Below are 14,738 nucleotides of genomic sequence, written 5' to 3' on the forward strand. Positions count from 1 at the left end.
AGGTGGCCGGTGAAGAGAGAGGCGGGTTCCACGGGGCGGGTGGCGGCCGCGGCGAGAGGGCATGGCTGGTGCTGGCTGCCCCTGGTGCTGCTCCTGCTGGTGCTGCTGCCGGCCCATGCCGAGGAGAACCTCCCCGAGCGCGAGGCCATCGAGGCTCGCCTGGAGTCCCTGGCCCCGGCGGAGGGAGAGAGCCTGGGGGCGGCCCAGCAGCGTGAGGTAGAGGCCCTGGAGGCGACGCTGGTGGCGCTGGAGTCCCTGGCGGAGGTGGAGGGGCGCCTGGAGGCGCTGGAAACGCGGGTCGAGCAGGCGCCCGCCGAGCTGATGCGCCTGGAGAGGGAGCTGGTGGCCGAGGAGGAGGCGGCGTTGTCGCTGTCGGCCACCGACCTCGACGGCCTGGAGGTGGACGAGCTAGAGCAGCGCCAGCAGGAGGCGGTCCTGGAGCTGCAGCGCCTCCAGGACCGCCTCGCCGAGGTCAACGCCCAGCTGCTGGCCGCCCAGACCCTGCCCGAGCGCGCCCAGCAGGCGATCTCCGAGGCGATGCAGGCGGTGGAGCGCGCCCGGCGCAGTCAGGATGAGCTCGAGGCCCGGGGCCTGCCCGGCGATGATGCGCGCCGCCTGCAGAGCCAGGTGGAGCGGCGCCTGGCCGAAGTGACCCTGCTTTTCCATCAGCGCGAGCTGAGCACCAACACTCGGCTGCGCGAGCTCGACCAGCAGCGCCGCGACCTGCTCAACCAGCAGCAGGTGCGCCAGGAGGCGGAGCTCTCGCTGCTGCAGAACGTCATCGACCGCAAACGGCGCCTGGCCTCGGAGCAGGCCATCGCCGACGCCGCCCGGGACGACCCCCTGCTGGAGGCGGGGCATCCGGTGCTGGAGCGCGCCCAGCAGGTCAACCGCGACCTCAGCCTGGAGCTGCTGCGCGCCAACGACCGCAACAACGCCCTGGTGCGCGAGAGCCTGGCGGTGCGTAGCCAACTCGACCATGTTCGCCAGCTGCAGCGCAGCCTCAACGAGCAGATCGAGGCGATCCGCGGCTCCATGCTGCTGTCGCGCATCCTGCGCGAGCAGCGCCGCTCGCTGCCCCAGGTGGCCCCACGCCGGGATCTTCAGGACGAGATCGCCGATTTGCGCCTGCGCCAGTTCGACCTGGTGCGCCAGCGCGACGCCCTGCGCCAGAGCGAGCGGCTGGCCAACCAGCGTCTGGAGGAGGCCGGTGTGGAGGTCAGCGATGCCCTGGTGGAGTCGTTGCAGCGGCTCTACCAGTCCCGCCGCGAACTGGTCGATCGCCTGGAGCAGACCTATGGCAGCCTGCTCAGCACTGCCGTGGAGCTGCAGCTCAACCAGCAGCAGCTACTGGAGACCTCCCGGGAGCTGCGTGGGACCATCGACGAACAGCTCTTCTGGGTGGCCAATACTCGACCGCTGGATCTCGGCTGGGCACGCCAGCTGCCGGCCAACCTGGTGCTGGAGTGGCAGGAGGGGGAGTGGCGGCAGGTTCTCCCCGGGCAGTGGCGCCTGCCCTCCACGGCAGCGCTGGCGGGGCTGCCCCTGCTGCTGCTCGCCGCCGGCCTGGTGTGGGGGCGGCGGCGCATCAAGGCGCGCCTGGCGGTGATTCATGAGCAGATCGGTCGCCTGCGCAGCGATACCCAGCTGCATACCCCAAGGGCGGTGCTGCTCAATGCGCTGCTCGCCTCGCCTGGGCCGCTGAGCCTGGCGGCCCTCGGCGCCGCCCTGCTGGCCGAAAGCGACGGCATCGCCCATGGCCTGGGGCTGGCGGCCCTGCAGCTCGCCCTGGCCTGGGGGGTGATCGCCTGGGGGCGGCGCCTGCTGGTGCGCGACGGCGTGGCCACCAAGCACTTCTACTGGCCGGCGGAGTACGTGGCCCGCCTGCGCTGGCTGCTGGGCTGGCTGGGCCTGGCCCTGGTGCCGGTGGTGTTGATCGCCACCCTGGCCCGGGACGCCGAGCTGGGGCTGACCCACCGGCCGGTGGCGCTGGGGCTGCTGGTGGCCGGCCTGCTGGGCATGAGCGTGGTGCTGGCGAGGCTGATCCTGGCTCACACCCCCTTCTTCGGGGTCAAGCTCTTCCGGCTGGTACTGGGGCTGGCCATGGCGGCGGTGCCGCTGGTGCTGCTGGGGCTCATCGCGGCGGGCTATGAATACACCGCCCTGAGCCTGGTCGGGCGCTTCGCCATCACCCTCTATCTGCTGGGGCTGTGGATCCTGGTGGAGGCAGCGGTGGTGCGAGGCCTGGCGGTGGCGGCCAGGCGGCTGGCCTTCCGGCGCGCCCTGGCGCGGCGTCGAGCCGAGGTCAAGGAGGGCGCCGAGGGGGGCGTCGAGGTGGTCGAGGAGCCGCCCCTGGACATGGAGCAGATCAACCAGCAGTCGCTGCGGCTCTCCAAGCTGATCCTGCTGGTGGGCTTCGTGCTGCTGCTCTACGTGGTGTGGGCCGACCTGCTCACCGTGCTGGGCTATCTGGAACAGGTGGCCATCTGGGAGGCCGAGGGAGAAGTCGGCAGCGAGCTGGTCGGCAGTCGGCAGTACCCTCAGCGTGGCGGACAGCATCACCGCGCTCTTCATCTTCGGCTTCACCCTGATGATGGCGCGCAACCTGCCGGGGCTCTTGGAGGTGATGGTGCTGTCGCGCCTGGAGCTCAAGCAGGGCAGCGCCTATGCCATCACCTCGCTGCTCTCCTACGCCATCGTGGGCACCGGTCTGGTGATGGCCCTGGCCACCCTGGGGGTGGCCTGGAGCCAGCTGCAGTGGCTGGTGGCGGCGCTGGGCGTGGGGCTGGGCTTCGGTCTCCAGGCGATCTTCGCCAACTTCGTCTCGGGCCTGATCATCCTCTTCGAGCGACCGGTGCGCATCGGCGACACCATCACCCTGGGGGCCCTGACCGGCACGGTGAGCAAGATCCGCATCCGCGCCACCACGGTCACCGACTTCGACCGCAAGGAGATCATCATCCCCAACCAGACCTTCATCACCGACCAGCTGATCAACTGGTCGCTCTCCGATACGGTCACCCGGGTGGTGCTCACCTTCGGAGTCGCCTACGGCTCCGACCACCGGCTGGTGCATCGCCTGCTGCGCCAGGCCGCCGACGAGAATCCCCGGGTGCTAACCGACCCGGAGCCCCAGGTCTTCTTCATGGACTACGGCGAGAGCACCCTCAACTTCGAGCTGAGGGTCTTCGTCAACGCCCTGGGCGACCGGCTCTACGCCACCGACGAGCTCAACTGCCGGGTCGGGGAGCTGTTCGCCGAGCACGGGGTCGATATCGCCTTCAACCAGTTGGAGATCTGGTTGAAGCGCCCGGGCGAGGCGCGCAAGGTGGTGGAAGGCGGGGGGCGGGTCAGCCAGCATCCGCCGCCGGGCAGCCACGGTGACCCGGGGGACTTCGACCTGGACGGCGGCGACGCGGGCGATCCCGGCGACGGTCGCTGAGGCCTGTTCAGGCCGGCGACCTCTCGCGCACGGCGTGGAGCAGGAACTCGCGGTTGCCGTCGCCGCCGAGCAGCGGGCTCGCCTGCCAGTGGCGAATGGCGAGTTCCAGCTCGGCGCAGCAGGCGCGGATCTTCGCTTCCACCTCTGCGTAGCGGGCGGGGTCGCTGACCAGCCCGCGGGCGTTGACGCCGCCCGGGCCCACCTCGAACTGCGGCTTGACCAGGCTCGTAAGCTCACCGCCCGGCGGCAGCAGGGCCGCGATCTCGGGCAGGATCAGGGTCTGGGAGATGAAGGAGACGTCCATTACCGCAAGGTCCGGCCCCTCGGCGCCCTGGGCGACCAGGGCGTCCCGCAGGCGGGCATCGGCCGCCATGGCCCGGGCGTTGAGCCCCTCCAGGCAGGTCACCCGCGGATCGTCGCGCAGGCTGGGGTCGAGCTGGTCGTGGCCCACCTCCACGCCGATCACGTGGCGGGCCCCGTAGGCCAGGGCGCAGTCGGTGAAGCCGCCGGTGGACTGTCCCACGTCGAGCACCAGCTTCCCGGTGAGCTCAAGGCCCAGCGCCTCGATCAACCCCTCGAGTTTCAGCCCCGCCCGGGAGACATAGCGCTCCTCGGGGTCTTCTTCCACGCGCAGCGCTACACCCTCGGGCAGCTTCTCGCCGGGCCGCTTGAGCACGCGCCCCCCATCGGCCAGGGAGACCCGCCCGTGACGGATCAGCCGCTGGGCGCGGGTACGCGAACGGGCCAGGCCCTGGGTGACGAGAAGCTGGTCGAGGCGCTGCATGGTGGCTCCGGGCGGGGAAGGGCGCCCCATTATAGCCGCCGTCGCGCTGGCGACGCAGCGCTGGCGTCCGGGCTCCGCCGTGAGATACTGACGTTTCATTAGCCGGATAACAGAAGGAGCGACGGTGGAGAGGAGTGCCGGAGTGGGGCTGGTGCGCTCGCTGGCCATCGGGGCGCTGGGCGGGGCGCTCTTCCATCTGCTGGGGCTGCCGCTGGCCTGGATGCTGGGTCCCCTGGTGGCCAACCTGGTGGCCTCGGCCCGGGGCCTGGACGTGCGGGTGCCCGAGGGGCTGCGCGAGGCGCTGCTGGGGGTTCTGGGCCTGGTGCTGGGCAGCCAGGTCACCCCGGAGCTGGCCGCTCGGGTGGTTGACTGGCCGCTCTCCATGGCGCTGCTGCTGGCCGGAGTGGCGGCCTCCACCGCCGTGGCGGCGGCCTGGTATCGGCGCTGCGGCTTCGATTCGGTGAGCGCCTGGTTCGCCTCGGCGCCGGGGGCCATGACGGCGATGATCCTGATGGGGGAGAAGTGCGGCGGCGACCCCCAGCGCATCGCCATCGCCCAGTCGCTGCGGATCCTGCTGGTGGTGCTGTGGCTGCCGCCGCTGTTCTGGCTATGGGAGGGGGCGCCCAGCCCCGCGGCCGAGGCGGCTGCCCCGGTTGCCCATCTGTGGATGCTGCTGGCGCTGCCGCTGCTGGTGCCCCTGGGGCGCCGGCTGCGGCTGCCGACGCCGTCGCTGCTGGCGCCGCTGCTGTTCGCCGCGCTGCTCTCCGGCTTCGATATCGCCAGCCTGGAACTCTCCGAGTGGGGCATGAACCTGATGCTGTGGGGGCTTGGCTCCGCCATCGGCTCGCGCTTCCGGGGGCTCTCCCGGGCCCGCTTCGGGCGCTACCTGGCAGAGGCCGCGGTGGCGACCCTGCTGGCCCTGGTGGTCCTCGCGCTCTTCGCCGAGCTGATCCACCGCCTGGTGGGGGTGCCGCGAGACGTGGCGCTGCTGGCGCTGGCGCCGGGGGGCATCGGCGAGATGGCGATCCTCGCCGTGGCCCTTGAGATCGACCCGGTGTTCGTCGCCTTCCACCATCTGCTGCGCATGATCGCGCTGATGCTGGTCGCGCCCTTCTGGGCGCGCTGGCTTCAGCGGAGAGTGGCCGATGGCTGATATCCTGTCGGCCAGGGATGCTTATCCCGATGTGACATGACCCGCCCGTCGGGGCTGGAAAGGAAACAGAGAAGGGAAATCGAGGATGCTGGAGCAGGCACTGGTACAGATGCTGTTGTTGTTGGGTGCCACGGTGGCCGTGGTGCTGGTCTTCCAGCGCTTCAGGATTCCCCCGAGCCTGGGCTACCTGCTGGTGGGGGTGCTGCTGGGCTCCCATACCGCCGGGCCGGTGGTGGCCGACGAGAATATCCGGGTGATCGCCGAGTTCGGCATCGTCTTTTTGCTCTTCACCATCGGGCTCAGCTTCTCGATGCCCCAGATCTATGCGCTGCGCCACACCATTCTCGGCCTGGGCACCGCCCAGGTGGCCCTGACCACGGCGGTGGTGGGCGGCCTGGCCTGGTGGCTCGGCCTTCCCGGGCCGGCCGCCTTCGTGGTGGGGGCGGTGTTTGCCCAGTCCTCCACCACCATCATCACCAAGCAGCTGATGGAGCAGGGCGAGAGCCAGACTCGCCACGGGCGGCTCGGCACCACCATGTCGGTGTTCCAGGACATCACCGCGGTGCCCTTCGTGGTGGTGATTCCAGTGCTGGGCGTGGTGGCGGCCCAGGAGGTGGCCGGGGCGCTGGGGCTGGCGCTGGCCAAGGCGCTGCTCGCCTTCGTGATCGTGCTGATCTCCGGGCGCCTGCTGCTGCGCCCGCTCTTTCAGCTGGTGGCGGAGCGGCGCTCCGCGGAGCTCTTCACCCTGACGGTGCTCTTCGTCTCCCTGGTGGCGGCCTGGACCACCAAGACCCTGGGGCTCTCCATGGCCTTCGGGGCCTTCCTGGCCGGCATGGTGCTGGCCGACACCGAATTCCGCCACCAGGTGGAGTCGACCATTCGCCCCTTCCGGGACGTGCTGCTGGGGCTCTTCTTCGTCAGCATCGGCATGCTGGTGGAGCCGGCGCTGCTGCCCGAGATCTGGTGGGAGGCGCTGCTCGGCGCCGTGGCGCTGCTGGGTATCAAGCTGCTCCTGGTCACCCTGATTGTGCGCCTCTCCGGCGTGGATCTGCAGACGGCGTTTCGTACCGGCCTGCTGCTGGCGGTGGGTGGCGAGTTCGGCTTCGCCCTGCTGGCCATCGGCCTGGAGGGCGGCGTGATCGGCAGCTATCCCGCCCAGGTGGTACTCACCTCGGTGCTCTTCTCGATGATCCTGGCGCCCTTCCTGATCCGCTTCAACCAGCCGCTGGCGGGCTGGCTGTTCGGGCGCGTGAGGCGGCGGCCGGACGAGTCGGTCCCGACGCCCCAGGGGCTGGAGGAGCAGGACCACGTGGTGATCTGCGGGTTCGGACGCACCGGCCAGACGGTGGCGCGCTTCCTGGAGAGCGAGGGGGTGAGCTATGTGGCCCTCGACATCGACCCCTTGATCGTGCGCGAGGCCCGCCTGGCGGGGCAGCCGGTCTACTTCGGCGACTCCTCGGATGCCGCCATGCTGGAGAACGTGGGGCTGGAGAGAGCCAGGCTGCTGATCATCAGCCACGACGACCGGCCGGCCGCGCTCAAGACCCTGCGCCATGCGGTTCAGCTGAAGCCCGGCATCCCCGCCGTGGTCCGCACCCGCGACGAGGGTTCCGTAGCCGAGCTGGTTGCCGCCGGGGCCAGCGAGGTGATCCCCGAGACCCTGGAGGCGAGCATGATTCTCACGTCCCACGCGCTGCAGGCGCTGGGGGTGCCGCTGCATCGAGTGACCCGGTACCTGCAGGAGCAGCGCGCCGGCCACTACCGGATGCTGCGCGAGCTGTTCCGGGGCAGCCTGGACAGCATTCAGGACCCGCGCCCGGCAGGGGAGCAGGAGCGGCTGCACTCGGTGGTGCTGAGCGAGGGGAGTCCGGCCATCGGCCAGCGTCTGGCGCAGCTGGACACGGAGAGCGACCAGGTGTCGGTGACGGCGCTGGTGCGCGACGAGCAGCGCCGGCGCTATCCGGAGGCGGATACCGAGGTGCAGGCCGGCGATGTCCTGGTGCTGCTCGGCACCCGGGACAACCTCGAGAAGGTGGAGCGCCGGCTGACCGGCGGCGAGCCCCCCGAGGCCCGGGAGTAGCGGGCTCGGGGCGCTGTGGCTCAGGCGTTGTTCAAGGGGTGCTCCCGGCTTAGCGCCTTGCTAGGCGAGGTTCATCCCGGCCTGCCGGAGCGCGCCCCTTGCCGGCAGGCCCCGGCATTGTTATAGTGCGCTCGCACTCGGCAAGGCGTTGATTGCCAACGCTCCAGGCGCCGAGTCATCGACGTTGAAACAGCATGACGTCGCGCTGTGGTGGCCCCGTCGGTCCTCCCGCAACGCTAAGCCGCAAACCCCGCCAGGCCCGGAAGGGAGCAACGGTAGTGGTGGTCGCGTGTGCCGGGATGTGGCTGTCGGGGCCGCCTCCATTTCTGGCCTGTCCCGCCTGTTCTGCCTTCCTTCTGCAGTGCGCTTTCCGGATACTGTGGGCGTCCCACCCGGGCGCGGCATCGTCGCGCCTGGAAGGCGGCATTGACCCCTGTTTCCGGGAGGATCCCATGCGACTCTATCACTCCGAGACCACCAAGGTGCGCCGGGCGCAGACCGAGCTCCACGACGGCGCCCTGGTGCCCCCCTTCGAATGCCCCGAGCGGGTCGATCTGGTGCTGGCGGGGCTCGAGGAGCGGGGCCTCGGCGAGGTGTGCGCGCCGAACGAACATGGCCTGGCGCCGGTGCTGGCGGTGCATGATCGCGACTATGTCGCCTTCCTGGAGCACTGCTGGACGGAGTGGCAGGCGGCGGGTCATGCGGGCGAGGCGATTCCCAACATCTGGCCGGCGCGCACCCTGCGTGGCGACCGGATCCCCGACAGCGTGGCCGGCCGGCTGGGCTACTACGCCCTGGCCTGCGAGACCTCGATCTGCGCCGGCACCTTCGAGGCCGCCATGGCCAGCAAGGACGTCGCGGTCTCGGCGGTGGATCATGTGCTGGAAACCGGCACGCCGGCCTTCGGGCTGTGCCGCCCGCCGGGCCACCACGCCGCCAGCGACCAGTTCGGCGGCTACTGCTTCTTCAACAACGCCGCCATCGCCGCCCAGCGGGCGCTGGATGCCGGCCGCCGGCGAGTGGCGGTGCTCGATGTGGATTTCCACCACGGCAAGGGTACCCAGCAGATCTTCTACGCCCGGGACGATGTGCTGGTGGCCTCGATCCACGGCGACCCAGCGGTGACCTTTCCCTACTTCCTGGGCTACGCCGACGAGCGCGGGGAAGGGGCCGGGGAGGGCTGCAACCTCAACCTGCCCCTGCCGCCCGGCACGAGCATGACGCGCTGGGTGGCGGCGCTGGACGAGGCCCTGGCCTGGATCCGCGAGGGGGACTGCGAGCTCTTGGTGGTCTCGCTGGGGGTGGATACCTTCGCCGGCGACCCGATCAGCGCCTTCCGCCTGGAAAGCGACGACTTCCTCGAGGTCGGACGTCGGCTGGCCGGTCTCGGACTGCCGACGGTGTTCCTGCTGGAGGGCGGCTATGCGGTGGAGGAGATCGGCGTCAATGTCGCCAAGGTGCTGAGCGGATTCGAGCGCGGCTAGTCCCGCTCCCGCTCGCCCTGGGGGCGCAGGCTGCGCTGGCGCTGCTGTACCTGCATGGCATCCATGCGTGACTTGAGGGCGGCCTGGGTGGCCTGCAGTGCCTCGGCGCGGATCTCGGCCTTGGAAGCCCGCTGGGCCGCCTCCTGGGCCTGCTTCTGGGCCTCGTGACGGGCCCGCTCCAGGGCATCCAGCCGCTGTTTCTGTTCATTGCGCATCTCGGCGATCTCCTGGCGCTGGCGGCTGCGCTCGGCCTGCAGCTCCTTGGCGAGATCGGCGAGCTGTTCGGTCTTCTCGCGCACCTGGGCCAGGGCGCTGTCGCGCTGGGCCTCGGCCACGGCCTGGCTGCGCTCCGCCTTGATGCGTTCGGCCTCCGTGTCCCGGGCCTGGCGCTCGGCGGCTAGCCTTGCCTGGACGGCCTCCTCGAGCTGTTCGCGCAGCATCTCCACCTGCTGCTGGGTCTGCAGCAGCCCCTCGCGATGGGTGCGGGCCTCGCGCTGTTCGACCTCCAGGTTTTCGCGCAGCTCCTCGAGCGCCGCCTGGAGCTCGTCGCGGCGGGAGAGCGCCTGCTCCGCGGCACTCTCGGCGCTGGCCAGTCGTGTTTCCATCTCGGCCAGGCGGCGTTCCATGGCCTCGCCAAGCTCGGCCAGGGTGGCGGCATCGCCACGGGCCTCCTCGGCCAGCTGCTCGCCCCGGGAGAGGGCGTCGCCGGCGTGGCGGGCGAGCTCCTCCTCCAGCGCCGCGATCAATGCCTCCGGCAGCCGGGCAGCGGGGGGCGTCGGCGCCGGGCGGGCGGCGCGCCAGGCGGTCAGGTGGCGCTGGATGCGGTTGGGTGAGCCGGCGCCCAGGTGTTCGCAGACCCGCTGCAGGGTGGGGTCCGCCCCGCGCCCCTCGAGGTTCTCGGCGGCGGCGGCGACCTGCTCGAAGGAAATCTCCACCGGGGGCGGTGCGGAAGGCTGTCGGCTCATGGTCTCATCCCTGTTCGAAGCGCGCTTGGGTGTCATTCCGGCCGAGCCTACCACAGCCGGAGGCCGGCGCAGAGGCCGCAGCCCGCTTCCCGGGGCGCACGGGTCGCCTTGCTTTCCGCGGCCGGCCCCAGTCGCTAGAATGGACGATCCTGTCGGGCTTCGGGCGCCGATCAATGTTCCGGGCGCCGGCATCTCGCCGACATCCGACCAACGCAAGGACTCCGCGCTGCATGAGCTATCAGGTTCTGGCCCGCAAGTGGCGGCCGCGTACCTTCCATGAGCTGGTGGGCCAGGAGCACGTTCAGCGTGCCCTGGTCAACGCCCTGGACCAGGGGCGCCTGCACCACGCCTACCTGTTTACCGGCACCCGCGGGGTCGGCAAGACCACCTTGGCGCGAATTCTCGCCAAGTGCCTCAACTGCACCGCCGGGGGGCAGGGCGACGAAGGGGTGACCTCCACGCCCTGCGGCCAGTGCCCCAGCTGCGTGGCCATCGACGAGGGGCGCTTCGTCGACCTGATCGAGGTGGACGCCGCCTCGCGCACCAAGGTGGAGGACACCCGCGAGCTGCTCGACAACGTGCAGTACGCGCCGACCCAGGGGCGCTACAAGGTCTACCTCATCGACGAGGTGCACATGCTCTCCACCAGCAGCTTCAATGCGCTGCTCAAGACCCTGGAAGAGCCGCCGCCCCACGTGAAGTTTCTGCTCGCCACCACCGACCCGCAGAAGCTGCCGGCCACGGTGCTGTCGCGCTGCCTGCAGTTCACCCTCAAGCACATGCCCCCGGAGCGTATCGTCGAGCACCTCGCCAAGGTGCTGGGCGCCGAGGGGGTGCCCTTCGAGGAGAGTGCACTCTGGCTGCTGGGCCGCGCCGCCGAGGGCTCCATGCGCGACGCCATGAGCCTCACCGACCAGGCCATCGCCTTCGGCCAGGGGCGGGTCGAGCATGGCGACGTCGCCGCCATGCTCGGTACCCTGGACCAGCGCCAGGTGCTCTCCCTGGTGGAGGCCCTGGCCGAGGTGGACGCCGCCCGGGTGCTGGCCGAGGTGGCCGCCCTGGCCGAGCGAGGCCCCGACTTCGGCGGCGTGCTCGACGAGCTCACCGGGGTGCTGCACCGCCTGGCCATCGCCCAGATGGTGCCGGATGCCCTGGATAACGGCCACGGCGACCGCGACGCCCTGCTGGCGCTCGCCGGCCGCCTCACCGCCGAGGACGTCCAGCTCTACTACCAGATCGGCATCCAGGGGCGCAGCGACATGGAGCACGCCCCGGACCTGCGCACCGCCCTGGAGATGACCCTGCTGCGCATGCTGGCCTTCCGCCCCCAGGGGGTGCCGGCACCGGCGAAGACGCCGTTGCCGCTGCGCGGAGGGGGGGGGGGGGTGGTGCCGGGCCGGGGGCCGGCACGGTCGCTCCGCCTGCGGCGCCGCGCCGTCCGCTCCCGCCCAGGCGAGCGGACGACGGCCCGAGGTCGAGAGGCAAGCGCCCGCCGTCGAGCCCCCCGGCGCTGCCCGATCGCCTGAGCCGCCGCCCCCGGCGGCGCCGGTTTCCCCTGCCGCTGCCGAGGCACCGCCGCTGCCCCAGGAGCCGCCGCCACCCTGGGAGGAGGCCGCCCCGGCGCCCTCTGTCCATGCCCCCAAGGGCGCACCTGCGCCCGAGCCGTTTCAAGAAGCAGGGCCGGCAGCGGAGTCTTCGGCGGAGCCGCCGCCTGAGCCTGCCCAGGCCGAGCCGTCGCCTGCAACGCCTTCCGAGCCCGGCATGGCCGGCCTCTTCGGCCACGCCGACTGGCTGGCCTGCTTCGAGTCCCTGGGGCTCGGCGGCCTGACCCGCAACCTGGCGGCCAACTGCGTGGTGGAGCACGATGACGGTCAGGTGCTCCGGCTGCGCCTGGACCCGGCGCTCTCCGCCATGCGGGCCGAGATCCATATCGAACGCACTCGGCAGGCCCTGGCCGAGCACGGCGTGGTGCGGCGCCTGGTGGTCGAGGAGGGGCCGCTGCCCGAGCAGGTCGAGACGCCCCGCCTGCAGGCCGAGCGCCTGGCCGCCGAACGCCACGCCGAGGCGGTGGCCGCGCTCAAGCGCGACCCCAATATCCAGAAGCTCCAGCAGGCCTTCGGGGCCCGCCTGATCGAATCCACGGTCAAGCCGGCCGAAGCGCGGGCCGGCTCATGAACGCCGCGTTCGGCGCGGCGTCATAACCACGATCCGTCATATCACCACAGAGAGGACTCACCATGTTCAAGGGTGGAATGGGCAACATCATGAAGCAGGCCCAGGAGATGCAGGAGAAGATGCAGCGCGTCCAGGAGGAGATCGCCCGTGCCGAGGTGCAGGGCGAGGCGGGCGCGGGCATGGTCAAGATCACCATGAACGGCCGCCATGACGTCAGCAAGGTCGACATCGACCCGAGCGTCATGGAGGAGGACAAGGAGCTGCTCGAGGATCTGCTGGCTGCCGCCGTCAACGACGCCGTGCGCAAGGTCGAGGCCAACTCCAAGGCCAGGATGGAAGAGATCACCTCGGGCATGAACTTGCCGCCGGGCTTCAAGATGCCGTTCTGACACGGCTTAAACGGCCTGCGCTCGATCATGCTGCGTTAAAAGTTCTCTCGAGTGCTCATTTACTCCGTGTAAACTCCGCGCTCTCGGGGACTTTTGCCTTGCCTGATCTTCGCTCGCCTCGTTTCAGCTCGTGCCAGTGAGAGACCTTTTATGAGCTTCTCCCCCCTCGTAGAGAAACTGATGGAGTCGCTGCGGGTGCTGCCCGGCGTCGGGCCCAAGACCGCCCAGCGCATGGCCATGCACCTGCTCGAGCGCGACCGCGATGGCGGCCGCCGCCTGGCCGCGGTGCTCGATGAGGCCATTGAGCGGGTCGGCTACTGCCGGCGCTGCCGCACCCTCACCGAGGAGGAGATCTGCGCGCTGTGCGAGAGTGCGCGGCGCGATGACACCCTGCTCTGCGTGGTGGAGTCCCCCGCCGACCAGCTCGCCATCGAGGAGGCGGGCGGCTTTCGCGGGCGCTACTTCGTGCTGCACGGCCACCTCTCGCCGCTGGACGGCATCGGCCCCGAGGATATCGGCCTCGACCAGCTCGAGGCCCGGGTGGCCGAGGGGGGCATCGAGGAGATGATCCTCGCCACCAACCCCACCGTGGAGGGCGAGGCCACCGCCCATTACATCGCCGCCCAGCTCGCTCCCTACGGCATCCGCCTGTCGCGCCTCGCCTATGGCGTGCCCATGGGCGGTGAGCTCGAATACGTGGATGGCGGCACCCTGAGCCGCGCCTTCAACGGCCGCCTGCCGTTTTCCGGCGACTGACCCTCGGGCCAGCCCGGCCGCGCTAGCATCAACACTCCCAACTGCGATTCACAACCCCTGTCGGAACCCCCATGCCCCTGACCCCCGAGATACGCTGGATCGATACCCCCGAGGCCCTGGACGCCGCCTGCGCCGAGGTGGCCGACGCCGATGTCATCGCGCTCGATACCGAGTTCTTTCGCGAGAACACCTTCTATCCGGTGCCGGCGCTGATCCAGTTCTCCACCGGTGGCCCGGCCTGGCTGGTCGACCCCCAGGCGGTGGCCTGCACCGACGCCTTCCGCCGGCTGCTGGCCGAGGGGCCACTGAAGCTGGTTCACGCCGCCAGCGAGGACCTCGAGGTCTTCGCCGGCTGGGCCGGCGTCACCCCCTCGCCGCTGGTGGACACCCAGCTGGCCCAGGGCCTGCTGGGCGAGAACCCGGGCATGGGCTACCAGAAACTTGTCGAGCACTGGACCGGCCACACCCTGCCCAAGGACGAGACCCGCTCCGACTGGCTCAAGCGCCCGCTCTCCGAGACCCAGCAGGCCTACGCGGCCCTGGACGTGATCTACCTGATCGAGGTGTGGCATCAGCAGCGCGAGTCGCTGGAGCGCCACGGCCGCCTGGCCTGGCTCATGGACGACTGCGCCGAGCTGGTGGCCCAGGCGGGGCGCAACGGCGAGGCCGACGCCCAGTGGTACCTGCGCCAGCGCCAGCTGTGGCGCCTGACCCCGCGCCAGGTCGAGGCCTACCGCCGCCTGACCACCTGGCGGGAGGGAGAGACCCGGGCGCGCAACCTGCCGCGGGGCTGGCTGGTCCACGACCGGGTGCTCTATGCCATCGCCGAGGCGCTGCCCGAGAATCGCTTCGAGCTGGCCCGCATCGAGGACGTCAAGCCGAGTCTGATCAAGCGCGACGGCGATACCCTGCTGGCGCTGGTGGCCGAGGCGCGTCACCTGGACGACGCCGCGCTGCCGCCGTCCCAGCCGTCCCCCATGGCGCCGGAGTTCAAGCGGGTGCTCAAGGCGCTCAAGAAGGTGGTCAACGCCGAGGCCGAGGCCCAGGGCCTGGCGCCGGAGGTGCTGCTGCGCCGCCGGGACCTGGAGGCCCTGGTCATCGCCCATCTGGAACATGAACCGCTGCCGCTGCCCTCGGGCTGGCGCGGCGAGCGACTCAACGCGGGCCTGATCCGGGCCCTGGAGGAACAGCCCCGATGAATGACGATCGGATGCGCGGCGACAAGCTGCTGTGCGAGGTCTTCAAGAGCCCCCGCATGGACGAGATGTATCTCTACGTGGACAAGCGCGAGGGGGTTTCCCGGGTGCCCGAGCCGCTGCTCGAGCGATTCGGCAAGCCGGTGCCGTCGATGACCCTGATCCTCACCGCCGACAAGCGCCTGGGCCGCGCCCAGGCCGCCGACGTGATGGCAGCGATCCGCGAGAAGGGCTTCTACCTGCAGATGCCCCCCGCCAAGGAGGAGTACCTCCTCGATCTCTACCGCACCCCCACCGAGGCGCGTTATTGAGCT

Annotated in this window: 12 protein-coding genes, 1 other RNA gene and 1 pseudogene; 12 read left to right on the forward strand and 2 right to left on the reverse strand. The window is 70.6% G+C overall.

Features of this window, described 5'->3' with window-relative positions:
* Window positions 1–99: 99 nt before the first annotated feature.
* Window positions 100–2,430 (forward strand): annotated as a pseudogene (locus B6N23_RS15945) (mechanosensitive channel MscK); the annotation flags it as partial.
* 286 nt (window positions 2,431–2,716) lie between these two features.
* Entirely contained in the window at window positions 2,717–3,442 is a 726-nt protein-coding gene (locus B6N23_RS17070) for a mechanosensitive ion channel domain-containing protein (RefSeq protein ID WP_369425117.1), read from the forward strand.
* Between the two features lie 7 nt (window positions 3,443–3,449).
* Here B6N23_RS17070 and B6N23_RS15950 read toward each other — a convergent pair whose 3' ends face one another.
* On the reverse strand, window positions 3,450–4,226 hold the full coding sequence (locus tag B6N23_RS15950) for a TlyA family RNA methyltransferase (RefSeq protein WP_305500641.1): 777 nt from the start codon (window positions 4,224–4,226) through the stop codon (window positions 3,450–3,452).
* A gap of 124 nt (window positions 4,227–4,350) precedes the next feature.
* On the opposite strand from B6N23_RS15950, the gene B6N23_RS15955 reads away from it, so the two are divergent.
* The 4 genes from B6N23_RS15955 (at window position 4,351) to B6N23_RS15970 (ending at window position 8,943) form a co-directional block, all read left to right on the forward strand.
* Window positions 4,351–5,379: an AbrB family transcriptional regulator gene (locus tag B6N23_RS15955; protein ID WP_305500643.1), complete on the forward strand. Its 1,029-nt coding sequence runs from the start codon at window positions 4,351–4,353 to the stop codon at window positions 5,377–5,379.
* Window positions 5,380–5,464: 85 nt separating this feature from the next.
* The gene (locus B6N23_RS15960; protein WP_305500645.1) at window positions 5,465–7,459 is read left to right on the forward strand and encodes a monovalent cation:proton antiporter family protein; all 1,995 of its coding nucleotides are present in this window, start codon (window positions 5,465–5,467) and stop codon (window positions 7,457–7,459) included.
* Window positions 7,460–7,676: 217 nt separating this feature from the next.
* Window positions 7,677–7,773, forward strand: an RNA gene (gene ffs, locus B6N23_RS15965) — signal recognition particle sRNA small type.
* 138 nt (window positions 7,774–7,911) lie between these two features.
* Entirely contained in the window at window positions 7,912–8,943 is a 1,032-nt protein-coding gene (locus tag B6N23_RS15970; protein ID WP_305500647.1) for a histone deacetylase family protein, read from the forward strand.
* On the opposite strand, the gene B6N23_RS15975 is transcribed toward B6N23_RS15970, so the two are convergent.
* Window positions 8,940–9,908, reverse strand: coding sequence for a DNA-binding protein (locus B6N23_RS15975; protein WP_305500648.1), 969 nt, complete (start codon window positions 9,906–9,908; stop codon window positions 8,940–8,942). The genes B6N23_RS15970 and B6N23_RS15975 overlap by 4 nt on opposite strands.
* 230 nt (window positions 9,909–10,138) lie before the next feature.
* Between B6N23_RS15975 and dnaX the strand changes: the two genes are divergently transcribed.
* The 6 genes from dnaX to B6N23_RS16000 all read left to right on the forward strand — a co-directional run bounded on the left by dnaX (window position 10,139) and on the right by B6N23_RS16000 (window position 14,735).
* Window positions 10,139–11,434: a DNA polymerase III subunit gamma/tau gene (gene dnaX / locus B6N23_RS15980; protein WP_439649826.1), complete on the forward strand. Its 1,296-nt coding sequence runs from the start codon at window positions 10,139–10,141 to the stop codon at window positions 11,432–11,434.
* A 235-nt stretch (window positions 11,435–11,669) separates the two neighbouring features.
* On the forward strand, window positions 11,670–12,083 hold the full coding sequence (locus B6N23_RS17150; protein ID WP_439649827.1) for a DNA polymerase III subunit gamma/tau C-terminal domain-containing protein: 414 nt from the start codon (window positions 11,670–11,672) through the stop codon (window positions 12,081–12,083).
* Between the two features lie 62 nt (window positions 12,084–12,145).
* Entirely contained in the window at window positions 12,146–12,472 is a 327-nt protein-coding gene (locus tag B6N23_RS15985) for a YbaB/EbfC family nucleoid-associated protein (protein ID WP_110069811.1), read from the forward strand.
* 150 nt (window positions 12,473–12,622) lie between these two features.
* Window positions 12,623–13,228: a recombination mediator RecR gene (recR, locus tag B6N23_RS15990; RefSeq protein ID WP_305500654.1), complete on the forward strand. Its 606-nt coding sequence runs from the start codon at window positions 12,623–12,625 to the stop codon at window positions 13,226–13,228.
* Between the two features lie 71 nt (window positions 13,229–13,299).
* Window positions 13,300–14,427, forward strand: a complete 1,128-nt coding sequence (gene rnd, locus B6N23_RS15995) for a ribonuclease D (RefSeq protein WP_305500656.1) — start codon at window positions 13,300–13,302, stop codon at window positions 14,425–14,427.
* Window positions 14,424–14,735 carry a YcgL domain-containing protein gene (locus B6N23_RS16000; RefSeq protein WP_302138959.1) on the forward strand — a complete coding sequence of 104 codons (312 nt, stop codon included), beginning with the start codon at window positions 14,424–14,426 and terminating at the stop codon, window positions 14,733–14,735. Before rnd ends, B6N23_RS16000 begins: the two co-directional genes overlap by 4 nt.
* Window positions 14,736–14,738 lie beyond the last annotated feature (3 nt).

It is taken from the genome of Halomonas alkalicola (genome assembly GCF_030704205.1).
Lineage (GTDB): Bacteria > Pseudomonadota > Gammaproteobacteria > Pseudomonadales > Halomonadaceae > Halomonas > Halomonas alkalicola.